Genomic DNA, 15,349 nt, shown 5'->3' with positions numbered 1-15,349 from the left:
GAAGCGTAACCGGGCCATCCTGGCCGGTTATGGATGCCTCAGGCGTTACAGTATTTCTTTTTAATCACCACGACCAGCGTACCTAACAGCCCGGCGACCAATAGCGCGATGGGAAGGATCATTAAAAATGTCATTACCTGGTCTTCATGGCGCTTAACAAACGGGATCATACTGAGCGCGTAGCCGAAGCTGGTCACGACAGTCACCCACAGCAGGCCGCTTAACCAGTTAAAAAACTGAAACCGGCGGTTGGAAAGGCCGGAAATACCCGCCATCGTTGGCAGCAGAGTGCGGACAAACGCCAGAAAACGCCCGGCAAGCAACGCTAACAAACCGTGACGGTCAAACATGCAGGTGGCGCGCTGATGATATTTTGCCGGAAGCTGCGCCAGCCAGCCTTTGACGGTACGCGTATTACCGAGCCAGCGTCCCTGGATATAACTTAGCCAGCAGCCGAGACTGGCCGCGGCGGTGAGAATGCCAATTGTTGGCAAAAAATGCATCACATCCTGGGCGATCAGCGCGCCTGCCAGTAGCAGCAGACTATCGCCGGGTAAGAATGACGCTGGCAGCAGACCGTTTTCTAAAAATAGCGTGGCGAACATGACAAAGTAGACGACGCTGACAACGTGTGGATTCGCCAGCGCGGCAAAATCATGTTGCCAGAGCGCAGCGATAATATCTTGAATGACAGCCATGAACTTTCCTGTGGAACAGCATTTACGCTTTTATGTGCCTATTGTACTCCTGAATCGCCCGGGATGCCTTGATCCCGGACGCAACAAACGCAGACTTTTCCACGGAAATTGTCTGCATATATGTCCATCTGCGGCAACTTTACACAATTCTGGCGAATCCGGCGGCTAAATCAGCGATTAAATCATCAACATTCTCTAAACCAATATGCACCCGGACCAGCGTACCGGTAAAATCTACGCCGCCTGCGGGACGAATCGCGGCGATCTGTTCCGGCTGATTGGCGAGAATCAGCGATTCGTAGCCTCCCCAGGAGTAGGCCATACTGAACAGCGAAAAGTTATCCAGATAGGCTGATAATTCTGCCTCGGTCAGCTTTTTATTGAGCACGAAGGAAAACAGACCGCTGCTGCCTGTAAAGTCTCGTTTCCAGAACGCATGACCTTTGCTACCCGGCAGGGCCGGATGATTAACGCGCGCGACCTGAGGATGGTTCGCCAGCCACGCGGCGATTTTGAGGCTGCTTTCATGATGCTGGCGTAGTCGGACGCCGAGCGTGCGCAGACCGCGGCTGGTCATGTAAGCCGTGTCCGCGTCGAGCATTTGCCCCATCAGATAGGCGTTTTCCCGCAATTGTTCCCAGCAGCGCGCATTTGCAACGGCAGTACCGACCATCGCGTCAGAATGACCAATCAGATACTTGGTGCCTGCCTGGATAGAGATATCGATATCGAACTCCAGCGCGTTAAACAGAACGCCAGCTGCCCAGGTATTATCCATCATGATGACGGCTTCTGGCGCGACGCGTCTCACCGCACTGACAATGGTCGGAATATCATGTACTTCCATGGTAATAGAGCCGGGGGATTCCAGAAATACGACTTTCGTGTTCGGCTGAATATGTTGCATGATATCCGCGCCGATGAGCGGGTCGAACCAGCTTGTCGTCACGCCCAGTTTGCCGAGAATTTTGCTGCAGAAATCCTGGCTGGGTTCATAGGCTGTGTTAGTCATCAGGACGTGGTCGCCCTGTTCAACGAATGCCAGAATGGTGTTGGCGACCGCCGCCGCGCCGCACGGGAAGAGCGCGCATCCGGCGCCACCTTCCAGTTCACACATGGCTTCCTGGAGCGAAAAGTGGGTCAGCGTTCCCCGACGTCCGTAAAATAATTCGCCGTTGGCGCGATTGCGGGTGGCGTGTTTTTTGGCCTCGACGGTGTCAAATACCAGTGAAGAAGCGCGTTGAATCACACTATTCACTGAGCCAAGCGTGTATTTTTTGCTGCGTCCTGCGTTTACCAGTTTGGTATCCAACTGTTTATCCGTCATGTTGCGCTTCCTGATTTTAACCGTCTGGATGTCTAAACTAGCATGAATATAACAATCTGCATCCTGGCTACGTGTGATACAGATGAAAATTTTGCCAAAATAAAAACAGGTGACTTTTTTACTGCGTAAGCGCAAAGAAAAAGCATCAAAGGTGCGGCAGTATGTAAATAGTAATGAGAACGACTATCAATTCGACGTCGTTTTGATATTATTATGCTCAGATTTTGTGATTTGCGTCCTGGAGATACAGAGTGGGTAATAATTTGATGCAGACGGATCTTTCCGTCTGGGGTATGTATCAGCACGCCGATATTGTCGTGAAGTGCGTGATGATTGGTCTGATTCTGGCGTCGGTCGTCACCTGGGCTATCTTCTTCAGTAAAAGCGTTGAATTTTTCACTCAAAAGCGCCGCTTAAAGCGTGAACAACTGCAATTAGCCGATGCGCGCTCCTTAGATCAGGCTTCCGATATTGCGGCAGGTTTCAGCGCAAAAAGCCTCAGCGCGCAGCTCATCAATGAAGCGCAGAATGAGCTGGAACTCTCTCAGGGCAGCGAAGATAACGAAGGGATTAAAGAACGTACCGGCTTCCGTCTGGAACGTCGCGTCGCGGCGGTTGGCCGCTACATGGGACGAGGCAACGGTTATCTGGCGACGATCGGCGCCATTTCCCCCTTCGTCGGGTTGTTTGGTACCGTATGGGGCATTATGAATAGCTTCATCGGTATTGCGCAAACGCAGACTACCAACCTGGCGGTGGTCGCTCCTGGTATTGCGGAAGCGCTGCTGGCGACGGCGATTGGGCTGGTAGCCGCGATCCCGGCGGTCGTCATTTACAACATCTTCGCACGTCAGATAGGCAGTTACAAAGCAACGCTGGGCGACGTAGCGGCGCAGGTATTGCTGCTGCAAAGCCGCGATCTCGATCTAAATGCGAGCGCCTGCGCGCAGCCGGTACGCGCCGCGCAGAAATTACGGGTAGGGTAATGCGTCATGGCAATGCGTCTTAACGAAAACCTGGATGACAACGGTGAAATGCATGAAATCAACGTGACGCCGTTTATCGATGTCATGTTGGTTCTGTTGATTATCTTTATGGTGGCTGCGCCGCTGGCGACGGTGGATGTCAAGGTGAATCTGCCCGCTTCTACCAGTACGCCGCAGCCGCGCCCGGAAAAACCGATTTATCTGTCGGTGAAAGCGGATAACACCATGTTTATCGGTAACGATCCGGTGACGGATGATACGATGATTGCCGAGCTAACGGCCCTGACGGAAGGGAAAAAGGATACTACGATTTTCTTCCGCGCGGATAAAACCGTAGATTATGAAACCCTGATGAAAGTGATGGATATGCTGCATCAGGCGGGCTATCTCAAGATTGGTCTGGTTGGCGAAGAGACCGCAAAAGCGAAATAAGTATTCTGCTGACGCTGTAGGCCGGGTAAGGCGAAGCCGCTACCCGGCTTTTTATTGCCTAAGATGGCGCTCTGCTTAACAGAATTGCGCCAGCTTAATCTACTCCATTCGTTAGCCTAAATGTTCCCCGCCGCACACGCCGTGCACTTCTGCGGTAACGTAACTTGATTCCTGACTTGCCAGATAGACATACACCGGGGCCAGCTCTGCCGGTTGACCGGCCCGCTTCATTGGCGTCTGCTGGCCAAACTGCGGAATTTTATCCTGTGTTTGGCCGCCAGAAATTTGCAGCGCTGTCCAGATAGGGCCAGGCGCGACAATATTCACGCGAATTCCTTTTTCCGCCACCTGTTTCGCCAGGCCGCGGCTGTAATTGAGGATTGCCGCCTTGGTTGCCGCATAATCCAGCAGGTGCGGACTGGGCTGATACGCCTGGATAGACGACGTCGTGATAATACTGGCGCCTTTTGGCAGCAGCGGAATCGCTTCCTGGGTTATCCAGAACAGGGCAAAAACGTTAACGGCGAAGGTTTGCTGAAATTGCTCACTGGTCAGATCTTTTATCTCCGGGATTGCTGTCTGTTTACCGGCTACCAGCGCCAGAATGTCCAGCCCACCCAGCGCTTCACGCGCCTTATGGACCAGCGAACGGGCGAAAGATTCGTCGCTAAGATCGCCTGGCAGTAACACCGCTTTACGGCCGCACTCCTCAATCAGCGTTTTAACCTGCTGGGCGTCCTCTTCTTCCGCCGGTAGATAGTTGATCGCGACATCTGCGCCTTCACGCGCGTAAGCGATGGCGGCAGCGCGCCCAATCCCGGAGTCGCCCCCTGTCACCAGCGCCTTACGATCTTTAAGGCGACCACTGCCGACATAACTTTTTTCGCCGCAGTCAGGAACAGGCGTCATTTTCGCCTGGACGCCGGGCGCCGGCTGTTTTTGCTTAGGATACTCGCCGGTATAATACTGCGTGGTAGGGTCGTATAGATGAGACATTGAGCTTCTCCCTTCAGGTTGAACACCTTTTAAGCGTAGACACTTTTACTACCGTAAGAGGGATAATCAGAACGATCCTTATGCTTCGCCCGTATTCACAACAGAGTTAACTAGCCATGACGGTTATTTTTCTTGCCGTGCGACGGTGGCGACGTTGCGCGTCCGGTAGTCGCCATCGGAAAGCTTACGCGTCAGACGTAAGGTTGCCGTCTCGCGAGCCAGCAGATGCTGCCAGTCACTTTCAAGACGAGACATAATTTTGTCTCGTAATTCAGGATGCTGCTCGATAATGGCATTGATGGTCGCGCCATAAATCTCCTCTTTGACCTGTAATGCATAAATCTCCCGTCGGTTTTGCCACTTCAGGCGCACTAACGCCGCCGGTATGGATACCACTTCCTGCGTTACCTTTTCCAGAGTGGCATTTTTACTGGCGATTAGTGCTGCAAGATTTTGCTTTAAGATAAATTCATCGCTTTTATGGTTATCTAAAGCCAAATAAACGTTATTATCTTCGACCTCTTTCATCTTTATCTTCCAGTGAATAAAATAGCGGCGTATTGGTCTCGCGAGTGATTAAATTAAGCCAAATGGCATTGCCTTTTTCATTTATCATTGCGGTTTTATCCGCCAGTATTTTACTTAGCGTTTGGGCGTCAATATCGCCTTCAGCCTGTAGTGCGTTTATCAGACGGGCAAACGTTTCAATTTTAGCCACACAATACAGACGTTCTTTAATATGACGGTCGCGTTCTTCAAATAATACGTTTCTGGGTTGCCCGGCAGCGTTAGCGCTAATTAAAATATCGGGCTCGTAATCGCTGAGTTTTGTCTTTCCCTGAGCCAAATTTTTACTGTTTTCTGTGGCTTCAGGGGGCGGCAATGACAGGCGAAAATGAGAGGAAACCAGATGCTCAGGAAGCATGACTAAATATCCTTTACGATCAGCGGTATACTATTTTTAATAGTGTAGGTTTCGTTGACAATAACATGGTGTAATTTTAAAATCAAAAAAAATGGAGCCTGCTATGAACAGTATTTTTTATTCTGTTATTATATTGCTATTACTGACTGGCGCGATACTCTTCCTGATGTGGGAGGTTAATAAAAAACGTCCTGGTGGAAAAGCCGTAAATTTAAATCAAACTGAACCCATGACAAAGGAAGAGGGTGAAGATCATTTTTCAGTATTAATGAATTCGATAACGCCGGTATGGTACTGGCGCGTTAACCATGAATATATCGATTTCCTTCATGCAACGATAAAACGAATGACAATGACTGAGTTGAATGAAACGCCCGGATTATTTGACGCTCAACGCCGTTGCAGCGACCTTAACTCTGCCGTTTATAAGTATTACGACAATATTAAGAAGCGTTGTCTGAACGGTGAAAAGGTGCCGTATTCGGATTTGGACGTCCTTAATTTACGTCAGTGTTTTCGGGAGTTCAGTCTTGAAGCCTACCCGGCGTTGGTAGCGCTGGTATGGCCTGAATATCAGCGCCCACAGGTTAAACCGGATGAGATTTAACTGGCATGTTGATCTGATGTTGCATGGTTGAGATATACTGTTGCTGGTTTTAGTTACCTGACAGGTCCCTATGGAACGCTTTCTTGAAAATGTAATGTATGCGTCTCGCTGGCTGCTCGCGCCGGTGTATTTTGGCCTCTCTTTGGCGCTGATCGCTTTAGCGTTAAAGTTTTTCCAGGAAATTCTACACGTTCTGCCGAATGTTTTTGCCCTGGCGGAGGCCGATCTGATCCTGGTACTGTTATCGCTGGTTGATATGACGCTGGTCGGCGGGTTGCTGGTAATGGTCATGTTCTCCGGGTATGAAAATTTTGTCTCTCAGTTGGATATCTCGGCGGGCAAAGAGAAACTGAACTGGCTGGGGAAAATGGATGCGACTTCGCTAAAAAATAAGGTGGCGGCATCGATAGTTGCTATCTCTTCCATTCACCTGTTACGCGTGTTTATGGATGCGAAAAACGTCCCGGATAACAAATTAATGTGGTACGTCATCATCCATCTAACCTTTGTCCTGTCGGCGTTCGTGATGGGCTATCTTGACAGGTTGACGCGGCATAACCATTGAGCCGTTGTCAACGGCGGAGCAGTCGGGCAAAGGACGCTGAGCCCGGCTGTAAGACGCCGCTTCTTTAACGGCGGATAATCGTGTCCCTTCTGCCTTACGCAATATTTCTACTACATCCATACATTTGCTAAGTAATAACACTGAAAGATTTTCTCTGTGTTCACAGATATATAACATCTGTGCGCGCGTAAACGGCGATAACTGTAAAAAAATGGAGAATGCATTATATATTCTCCGCGCCTTGCCGATAACGAGAGTACGTCATCGTCTGATGACGAATCTCTTATATTCAGCAAGGAAATTCATATGCGTTTGCTGCAAAACTTTACTATTCGTATGGTCATGCTGACGATACTGGGGCTTTTTTGTCTACTCTGGTCGGGGGTGGGGTTATACAGCGTCCATGCATTATCCGAAGTTTCGGAAGGAAATGATATTGACCGACATCTTGTGCGGCAAATGACAGTGCTAAGCCAGGGTAACGATCAATATTTCCGCTTTGTTACCCGCCTTAGCCGCGCGATGGATGTAAAAATCGGCGGCGGCACGCCCGATTTTGCGCCCGCTCAGCAGTCGCTCGAGAATATGCGTCAGAAGCTGGAGGAGATGAAAACGCTGTCGCCAGGGCCGATGAACCCTGATATCTCAATGGCGGTGTTGTCCAACTGGCAGGCCTTGTTGGAGAAAGGCGTTATTCCTCAAATGCAACTGGCGCAGCAAGGATCGCTGACCGCCTGGAGCGAACATGCCAGTACGGTCACGCCTGCACTCAGCCGCGCGTTCGGCGCCAGCGCGGAACGGTTTAATCATGAAGCTGGCGCCATGCTGGATAACACCCGCGTGATGGTCGATGGTAAAACCTATACCATCCGCATCCTGCTTATCACGGCGGTGATTCTGGGTATTGGCATCCTGATTTTTACCGATCGCTATCTGGTTGCAATGATGGTGAAACCGCTGGAGCGCATCCGTCAGCAATTTCAGCGCATCGCGCAAGGCGATCTTAGCCAGCCGATTGAAACGTTAGGGCGTAACTGCGTAGGTCGGTTGGTGCCGCTACTGCGCGCGATGCAGGACAGTTTACGGGAAGCTGTGAGTACGATTCGCGCCGGAAGCGACAATATCTGGCGCGGCGCGACGGAAATTTCTACCGGCAATAATGATCTCTCCTCCCGAACGGAAGAACAGGCCGCCGCGTTGGAAGAGACCGCCGCCAGTATGGAACAGCTTACCGCAACGGTGAAACTGAATGCCGACCACGCCCGCCAGGCCAGCCAACTTGCGGATGCCGCCTCGGTAACGGCAGGAAAAGGCGGTGAGCTGGTTTCCGATGTGGTGGAAACGATGGATGGTATTTCCGCCAGTTCGCAGCAGATCGCCGAAATTACTACGGTGATTAATAGCATTGCTTTCCAGACCAATATTCTGGCCTTGAACGCAGCGGTAGAAGCGGCCAGAGCGGGCGAACAGGGACGCGGCTTCGCGGTGGTCGCTGGTGAGGTGCGTAATCTGGCCAGCCGCAGCGCGGGGGCGGCGAAAGAAATTGAAGCATTAATTGGCGAATCGGTACGCCGCGTAGAGCAGGGTGCGGAGCTGGTTAAAGAGACCGGAGCGACGATGGACGCTATCCTGCGCGGCGTCACAGAAGTGACGACGATAATGAAACAGATCGCGTCCGCCTCCGAAGAGCAAAGTAAAGGTATCTCTCAGGTTGGCGTGGCGATTACGCAAATGGATAGCGTTACGCAACAAAACGCCGCGCTGGTGGAGCAGGTTTCCGCGGCGGCGGCGGCGCTGGAGCGGCAGACGGAGGATTTGCAACGCTCCGTACAGCAGTTCCGGCTTTCTGCTGGTGAACCGCAACAGCGCGCAACGGCGAAAGCGGCGCCTGGCGTTCAGAGAACGGCATCAGCTTCCGCGCAGGCTACTGATGAATGGGTAGCTTTCTGATGTGAAGCAAAAAAGCGCGTAATGCGCTGGCCTTCATTTAATTAGTCGCTATATAATTTATTATATAGCGACTGGGGAGGTCAGATGAATAATCATTTTGGGAAAGGGTTAATGGCCGGGTTGAACGCGCCATATGCATATAGCGCGCATAATGCGGTGAATTTCTGTTCTGATTATAAACGTGGCTTTATATTAGGTTTTACGCACCGTATGTTCGAAAAGACCGGCGATCGCCAACTTAGCGCGTGGGAGGCCGGAATTCTGACGCGTCGCTATGGTCTGGATAAAGAAATGGTGATGGATTTCTTTAAAGAGAATCATTCCGGGATGGCAATTCGCTTCTTTATGGCAGGTTATCGACTCGAAGGTTGATCCAACAGGGGTATTATCTTGCTTTAATTAATTACACTATTGCCTCTTCCCTTCGTTTTACTGTTCCGTCGAAGTATTATGGCGCACATAACCATAAAAAAAGTGTGGTAAATGGCGCACCGATCGCAATAACTTCTTCGCGAACAGTGCAAAATAAAAGCCAGGTCTTCGTAACGGAATAACTATAAAATGACTGGAGATAATACTCTCATCACTTCTCACGGCATTAACCGTCGTGATTTCATGAAGCTTTGTGCAGCACTGGCCGCTACTATGGGGCTCAGTAGCAAAGCCGCCGCAGAAATGGCAGAGTCGGTATCCAATCCACAGCGTCCGCCCGTTATCTGGATTGGCGCTCAGGAGTGTACCGGTTGTACCGAATCACTGCTTCGTGCTACACACCCAACCGTCGAAAATCTCGTTCTGGAGACCATCTCTCTGGAATACCACGAGGTACTTTCCGCCGCGTTCGGCCACCAGGTCGAAGAAAACAAACATCACGCTCTGGAAAAGTATAAAGGGCAATATGTTCTGGTGGTGGATGGTTCTATCCCATTAAAAGATAACGGTATCTACTGCATGGTTGCCGGCGAGCCGATTGTGGATCACATCCGCAAAGCCGCCGACGGCGCAGCCGCAATTATCGCAATCGGTTCCTGCTCGGCATGGGGCGGCGTTGCTGCGGCTGGCGTAAACCCAACCGGCGCTGTCAGCCTGCAGGAAGTCTTACCAGGCAAAACGGTTATCAATATTCCTGGTTGCCCGCCAAACCCGCATAACTTCCTGGCGACCGTCGCGCATATCATCACTTACGGCACGCCGCCGAAGCTGGATGCGAAAAATCGTCCAACCTTTGCCTATGGCCGTCTGATTCATGAGCATTGCGAACGTCGTCCGCACTTCGACGCAGGCCGTTTTGCCAAAGAATTTGGCGACGAAGGCCACCGTCAGGGCTGGTGTCTCTACCATCTTGGCTGTAAAGGGCCGGAAACCTGGGGCAACTGTTCTACGTTACAGTTCTGCGACGTCGGCGGCGTCTGGCCAGTGGCGATCGGTCATCCTTGCTATGGCTGTAACGAAGAAGGTATCGGGTTCCATAAGGGCATTCACCAGCTTGCTCATGTCGAAAACCAAACTCCGCGTTCAGAGAAACCTGACGTCAATATGAAAGAAGGCGGCAACATCTCTGCGGGTGCCGTCGGTCTGCTTGGCGGCGTAGTAGGTCTGGTTGCCGGCGTCAGCGTGATGGCGGTACGTGAACTGGGGCGTCAGCAAAAGAAAGATAACGCTGACTCACGGGGAGAATAACCGTGAACAGACGTGACTTTATTAAAGCAGCCTCCGGTGGAGCATTGCTGTTGGGCGCCGCGCCCTCCGTCAGCCATGCGGCTGCAGAAAACCGTCCGCCGATTCCAGGTTCGTTGGGAATGCTGTACGACTCCACTCTGTGCGTGGGCTGTCAGGCCTGCGTCACAAAATGTCAGGATATCAACTTCCCGGCGCGTAACCCGGAGGGGGAGCAGACCTGGTCGAACAACGACAAGCTATCGCCGTATACCAATAACATTATCCAGGTATGGCGCAGCGGCACGGGCGTGAACAAAGATCAGGAAGAGAACGGCTACGCCTACATCAAGAAACAGTGTATGCACTGCGTCGATCCTAACTGCGTTTCCGTTTGTCCGGTGTCGGCGCTGAAAAAAGATCCGAAAACCGGCATCGTCCACTATGACAAAGATGTCTGCACCGGCTGCCGTTACTGTATGGTCGCCTGTCCGTACAACGTACCTAAGTACGACTACAACAACCCGTTTGGCGCGCTTCACAAGTGTGAGTTGTGTAACCAGAAAGGCGTTGAGCGTCTGGATAAAGGCGGTCTGCCGGGGTGTGTGGAAGTTTGTCCGGCAGGGGCCGTCATTTTCGGTACTCGTGAAGAGCTGATGGCAGAAGCGAAAAAACGTCTGGCTCTCAAACCAGGCAGTGAATATCACTATCCGCGCCAGACGTTGAAAACGGACGACACCTATCTGCATACGGTGCCTAAATACTACCCGCATCTCTATGGTGAAAAAGAAGGCGGCGGTACACAGGTGCTGGTGCTGACAGGCGTTCCTTATGAAGATCTGGATCTGCCGAAGCTGGATGACCTTGCAACCGGCGCGCGCTCCGAGCATGTTCAACACACGCTTTATAAAGGCATGATACTACCCCTGGCTGCGCTGGCGGGCTTAACCGTGCTGGTTCGTCGTAATAGCAAAAACGACCATCACGATGGAGGAGACGATCATGAGTCATGATCCAAAACCGCTGGGCGGGAAAATCATCAGTAAGCCGGTCATTATCTTTGGGCCGTTAATCGTCCTGTGTATGCTTCTTATCGTGAAGCGTCTGGTCTTCGGGTTGGGTTCCGTTTCCGACCTGAACGGTGGTTTCCCGTGGGGCGTCTGGATTGCCTTTGACCTGTTGATCGGCACCGGCTTTGCCTGCGGCGGTTGGGCGTTGGCATGGGCGGTGTATGTCTTTAACCGTGGGCAATACCATCCGTTGGTGCGCCCGGCGTTGCTGGCAAGCCTGTTTGGCTACTCGCTGGGTGGCCTGTCGATCACTATCGACGTTGGTCGTTACTGGAACCTGCCGTATTTCTACATTCCGGGTCACTTCAACGTGAACTCGGTACTGTTTGAGACGGCGGTCTGTATGACTATCTACATCGGTGTGATGGCGCTGGAGTTTGCGCCTGCCCTGTTTGAACGTCTGGGCTGGAAAGTCTCGCTCAAGCGTCTGAACAAGGTGATGTTCTTTATTATCGCACTGGGCGCGCTGCTGCCGACGATGCACCAGTCCTCAATGGGGTCATTGATGATCTCGGCGGGTTATAAAGTGCATCCTCTATGGCAAAGCTATGAAATGCTGCCGCTGTTCTCGGTTCTGACCGCGTTTATCATGGGCTTCTCCATTGTCATATTTGAGGGTTCGTTGGTTCAGGCAGGTCTGAAAGGAAACGGTCCTGACGAGAAAAATTTGTTTATTAAGCTGACAAATACCATCAGCGTGCTGTTGGCGATTTTCGTCGTCCTGCGCTTTGGCGAACTGATTTATCGCGATAAACTGTCCTATGCGTTTGCCGGCGATTTTTACTCCGCCATGTTCTGGATTGAAGTCGTCCTGATGGTCTTCCCGTTAGTGGTGCTGCGTGTGGCGAAACTGCGTAATGACTCTCGTATGCTGTACCTGTCGGCGTTGAGCGCGCTGTTGGGCTGCGCGACGTGGCGTCTGACCTATTCGCTGGTGGCATTCAACCCGGGCGGCGGCTACCACTACTTCCCAACCTGGGAAGAACTGTTGATTTCTATTGGTTTTGTGGCTATTGAGATTTGTGCATACATCGTACTCATTCGTCTACTGCCGATACTTCCTCCTTTAAAACAAAACGATCATAATCGTCATGAGGCGAGCAAAGCATGAGCCAGAGAATTACTATTGATCCGGTAACCCGTATTGAGGGTCATTTACGCATTGACTGCGAAATTGAGAACGGCGTCGTATCCAAAGCATGGGCGTCCGGCACCATGTGGCGCGGTATGGAAGAGATCGTGAAGAACCGCGATCCGCGCGATGCATGGATGATTGTGCAGCGTATTTGCGGCGTTTGTACGACAACCCACGCAATTTCCTCCGTTCGTGCGGCGGAAAGCGCGCTGAATATCGATGTTCCCGTCAACGCGCAGTATATCCGTAATATTATTCTGGCGGCGCATACCACCCATGACCACATTGTCCATTTCTACCAGCTCTCTGCGCTGGACTGGGTGGACATTACCTCTGCGCTGAAAGCCGATCCGGCAAAAGCTTCCGCGATGCTGGATGGCGTGTCGAGCTGGCACCTGAACAGCGCGCAAGAGTTCACGAAAGTTCAGAACAAGATCAAGGATCTTGTCGCCAGCGGTCAGTTGGGTATTTTCGCCAATGGCTACTGGGGACACCCGGCAATGCAGTTACCGCCGGAGGTCAACCTGATTGCGGTCGCCCACTATCTACAGGCGCTGGAATGTCAGCGTGACGCTAACCGCGTGGTGGCGTTGCTGGGCGGTAAATCGCCGCATATCCAGAACCTGGCGGTCGGTGGGGTGGCGAACCCGATCAATCTCGACAGCATCGCTACGCTGAACCTTGAACGCCTGATGTATATCAAATCGTTTATCGATAAGCTGAGCGACTTTGTCGAGCAGGTGTATAAAGTGGATACCGCGGTGATTGCGGCCTACTATCCGGAATGGCTGGAGCGCGGCAAAGGTGCGGTGAACTACCTGAGCGCGCCGGAATTTCCGACCGACGGTAAAAACGGCAGTTTCCTGTTCCCGGGCGGTTACATTACCAATGCCGATCTGTCGACATACCGTCCGATCACCTCTCACTCCGACGAGTTCCTGATTAAAGGTATTCAGGAGAGCGCGAAGCACGCCTGGTATAAAGATGAAGCGCCGCAGGCGCCGTGGGAAGGCACCACCATTCCGGCTTACGACGGTTGGTCGGATGACGGTAAATACTCATGGGTCAAGTCGCCGACATTCTACGGCAAAACCGTAGAAGTCGGGCCGCTGGCGAACATGCTGTGTAAACTGGCCGCCGGTCGTGAATCCACGCAGACTAAGCTCAATGAAATCATTGCGCTTTATCAGAAGCTGACCGGCAAAACGCTGGAAATGGCGCAACTTCACTCTACGCTGGGTCGTATCATCGGGCGTACCGTTCACTGTTGTGAATTGCAAAACGTCTTGCAGGATCAATACAACGCGCTGATTGTGAATATCGGCAAAGGCGACTACACCACTTTTGTGAAGCCGAACATTCCGGCGACGGGCGAGTTCAAAGGCGTGGGTTTCCTGGAGGCGCCGCGCGGTATGCTGTCTCACTGGATGGTGATTAAAGACGGCATTATCAGTAACTATCAGGCGGTGGTGCCATCGACCTGGAACTCAGGTCCGCGTAACTTCAACGATGACGTGGGGCCGTACGAACAGTCGCTGGTCGGCACGCCGATCCGGCTAAGCCGCTGGAAGTGGTACGTACGATTCACTCCTTCGACCCTTGTATGGCGTGCGCGGTGCACGTGGTGGACGCCGATGGCAATGAAGTCGTCTCGGTGAAGGTTTTGTAATGCGGATATTAGTCTTAGGGGTCGGCAATATTTTGCTGACCGATGAAGCCATCGGGGTGCGTATTGTTGAAGCGTTAGAGCAACGATACACCCTGCCGGATTTCGTTGAGATTCTGGATGGCGGTACGGCGGGAATGGAACTTCTTGGCGATATGGCGAGTCGGGATCATTTGATCATTGCCGACGCCATCGTGTCGAAAAAGAACGCGCCGGGAACCATTATGGTACTGCGCGACGATGAAGTTCCGGCGCTGTTCACCAATAAAATTTCCCCCCATCAGCTTGGACTGGCCGACGTATTGTCGGCCCTCCGCTTTACCGGCGAGTTTCCGAAGAAACTGACCCTGGTCGGCGTTATTCCACAGTCGCTGGAACCGCACATCGGCTTAACGCCAACCGTAGAAGCGATGATTGAACCTGCGCTTGAGCAGGTTCTTGCCGCGCTGCGTGAATCCGGCGTGGAAGCAATTCCTAAGGAGACGGCGCATGTCTGAAGCGTTTTCGGGATTCGACACGGCGCCCGTCGCCCGGGTTCAGGCGGCGTTTGAAGAGATAGCCCATCGTTCGATGCACGATCTTTCGTTTCTGCATCCGAATATGCCGGTGCATGTCTCTGATTTTACGTTGTTTGAAGGGCAATGGACGGGCGTGGTAATTACGCCGTGGATGTTGAGCGCGTTAATCTTCCCTGGCCCGGACCAGATCTGGCCGGTGCGTACCATCGGTGAAAAACTCGGTCTGCAACTGCCTTATGGCACGATGACCTTTACCGTTGGCGAACTGGAAGGCATTTCGCAATATCTCGCCTGCTCGTTGATGTCGCCGCTTTCCCGTAGTCTGTCGCCGGAAGAGGGCGTCCGGCTGGCGGATGACTGCGCGCGAATGCTGTTATCCCTACCGGTAAGCAATCCTGATGCGCCGCAGACAAGCCGACGTGCGTTGCTGTTTGGCCGTCGGAGCTGTGAGAATGCATGAGCTGTCCCTTTGCCAAAGCGCCGTTGAAATTATCCAACAGCAGGCAGAACAGCACGGTGTGGCGCGCGTCACCGGCGTATGGCTGGAGATAGGCGCGCTTTCGTGCGTTGAAGAGCGCGCGGTTCGTTTCAGCTTTGACATCGCCTGCCAGGGGACTTTAGCGCAAGGGTGCGAATTGCACATCGACTACAGACCGGCCCAGGCCTGGTGCTGGGATTGCAGTCAGGTGGTGGAAATTCTCAGGCATGACGCGCAATGTCCGCATTGCCATGGCGATCGCCTGCGGGTGGATACCGGTGATTCGTTGAAAGTAAAAAGTATTGAGGTCGAATAACCCGCATTTTATTTCAGGTGGTTA

At 52.3% G+C, this 15,349-nt stretch carries 17 protein-coding genes and 1 pseudogene; 13 read left to right on the top strand and 5 right to left on the bottom strand.

Annotated elements, in window-relative coordinates; translation table 11 throughout:
• Positions 1-38: 38 nt before the first annotated feature.
• Together yghB and metC are read right to left on the bottom strand one after the other, a co-directional pair.
• Positions 39-698 carry a DedA family general envelope maintenance protein YghB gene (yghB, locus tag ACE15A_RS20535; RefSeq protein ID WP_023248558.1) on the bottom strand — a complete coding sequence of 220 codons (660 nt, stop codon included), beginning with the start codon at positions 696-698 and terminating at the stop codon, positions 39-41.
• Between the two features lie 139 nt (positions 699-837).
• The gene (gene metC, locus ACE15A_RS20530) at positions 838-2,025 is read right to left on the bottom strand and encodes a cystathionine beta-lyase (RefSeq protein ID WP_023248557.1); all 1,188 of its coding nucleotides are present in this window, start codon (positions 2,023-2,025) and stop codon (positions 838-840) included.
• 251 nt (positions 2,026-2,276) lie between these two features.
• Between metC and exbB the strand changes: the two genes are divergently transcribed.
• Entirely contained in the window at positions 2,277-3,011 is a 735-nt protein-coding gene (gene exbB / locus ACE15A_RS20525; protein WP_023248556.1) for a tol-pal system-associated acyl-CoA thioesterase, read from the top strand.
• A 6-nt stretch (positions 3,012-3,017) separates the two neighbouring features.
• The gene (exbD, locus tag ACE15A_RS20520; RefSeq protein WP_023248555.1) at positions 3,018-3,443 is read left to right on the top strand and encodes a TonB system transport protein ExbD; all 426 of its coding nucleotides are present in this window, start codon (positions 3,018-3,020) and stop codon (positions 3,441-3,443) included.
• 111 nt (positions 3,444-3,554) lie between these two features.
• On the opposite strand, the gene ACE15A_RS20515 is transcribed toward exbD, so the two are convergent.
• The 3 genes from ACE15A_RS20515 to ACE15A_RS20505 form a co-directional block, all read right to left on the bottom strand.
• Positions 3,555-4,439: an SDR family oxidoreductase gene (locus tag ACE15A_RS20515; protein WP_023248554.1), complete on the bottom strand. Its 885-nt coding sequence runs from the start codon at positions 4,437-4,439 to the stop codon at positions 3,555-3,557.
• A gap of 123 nt (positions 4,440-4,562) precedes the next feature.
• Positions 4,563-4,967: a hypothetical protein gene (locus ACE15A_RS20510; RefSeq protein WP_023248553.1), complete on the bottom strand. Its 405-nt coding sequence runs from the start codon at positions 4,965-4,967 to the stop codon at positions 4,563-4,565.
• Positions 4,948-5,364: a hypothetical protein gene (locus ACE15A_RS20505; protein ID WP_053508203.1), complete on the bottom strand. Its 417-nt coding sequence runs from the start codon at positions 5,362-5,364 to the stop codon at positions 4,948-4,950. Before ACE15A_RS20505 ends, ACE15A_RS20510 begins: the two co-directional genes overlap by 20 nt.
• A gap of 103 nt (positions 5,365-5,467) precedes the next feature.
• On the opposite strand from ACE15A_RS20505, the gene ACE15A_RS20500 reads away from it, so the two are divergent.
• The 11 genes and pseudogenes from ACE15A_RS20500 (at position 5,468) to hypA (ending at position 15,325) form a co-directional block, all read left to right on the top strand.
• Positions 5,468-5,971, top strand: a complete 504-nt coding sequence (locus ACE15A_RS20500; RefSeq protein ID WP_023248551.1) for an ESA_00282 family adhesion-associated protein — start codon at positions 5,468-5,470, stop codon at positions 5,969-5,971.
• A 70-nt stretch (positions 5,972-6,041) separates the two neighbouring features.
• The gene (locus ACE15A_RS20495; protein ID WP_000439335.1) at positions 6,042-6,536 is read left to right on the top strand and encodes a TIGR00645 family protein; all 495 of its coding nucleotides are present in this window, start codon (positions 6,042-6,044) and stop codon (positions 6,534-6,536) included.
• Between the two features lie 306 nt (positions 6,537-6,842).
• A complete protein-coding gene (locus ACE15A_RS20490; RefSeq protein ID WP_023248550.1) occupies positions 6,843-8,486 on the top strand; it encodes a methyl-accepting chemotaxis protein in 1,644 nt (547 codons plus the stop codon).
• A gap of 84 nt (positions 8,487-8,570) precedes the next feature.
• A complete protein-coding gene (locus tag ACE15A_RS20485; protein ID WP_053508201.1) occupies positions 8,571-8,858 on the top strand; it encodes a DUF2623 family protein in 288 nt (95 codons plus the stop codon).
• A 189-nt stretch (positions 8,859-9,047) separates the two neighbouring features.
• A complete protein-coding gene (hybO, locus tag ACE15A_RS20480) occupies positions 9,048-10,166 on the top strand; it encodes a hydrogenase 2 small subunit (RefSeq protein WP_023248548.1) in 1,119 nt (372 codons plus the stop codon).
• 2 nt (positions 10,167-10,168) lie between these two features.
• Positions 10,169-11,155, top strand: a complete 987-nt coding sequence (gene hybA / locus ACE15A_RS20475) for a hydrogenase 2 operon protein HybA (protein WP_023248547.1) — start codon at positions 10,169-10,171, stop codon at positions 11,153-11,155.
• A complete protein-coding gene (gene hybB, locus ACE15A_RS20470) occupies positions 11,145-12,323 on the top strand; it encodes a Ni/Fe-hydrogenase cytochrome b subunit (RefSeq protein WP_023248546.1) in 1,179 nt (392 codons plus the stop codon). Before hybA ends, hybB begins: the two co-directional genes overlap by 11 nt.
• Positions 12,320-14,016 (top strand): annotated as a pseudogene (hybC, locus tag ACE15A_RS20465) (hydrogenase 2 large subunit). Before hybB ends, hybC begins: the two are co-directional and overlap by 4 nt.
• Positions 14,016-14,510: a HyaD/HybD family hydrogenase maturation endopeptidase gene (locus tag ACE15A_RS20460; protein ID WP_001221962.1), complete on the top strand. Its 495-nt coding sequence runs from the start codon at positions 14,016-14,018 to the stop codon at positions 14,508-14,510. Before hybC ends, ACE15A_RS20460 begins: the two are co-directional and overlap by 1 nt.
• Positions 14,503-14,991, top strand: a complete 489-nt coding sequence (gene hybE / locus ACE15A_RS20455; RefSeq protein WP_023248543.1) for a hydrogenase-2 assembly chaperone — start codon at positions 14,503-14,505, stop codon at positions 14,989-14,991. Before ACE15A_RS20460 ends, hybE begins: the two co-directional genes overlap by 8 nt.
• Positions 14,984-15,325, top strand: a complete 342-nt coding sequence (hypA, locus tag ACE15A_RS20450) for a hydrogenase maturation nickel metallochaperone HypA (protein ID WP_000544945.1) — start codon at positions 14,984-14,986, stop codon at positions 15,323-15,325. The genes hybE and hypA overlap by 8 nt, the downstream gene beginning before the upstream one ends.
• Positions 15,326-15,349 lie beyond the last annotated feature (24 nt).

The organism is Salmonella sp. HY31, from assembly GCF_042604575.1.
Classification (GTDB): Bacteria; Pseudomonadota; Gammaproteobacteria; order Enterobacterales; family Enterobacteriaceae; genus Salmonella; species Salmonella diarizonae.
This window is presented reverse-complemented; position numbering and strand designations above follow the sequence as displayed.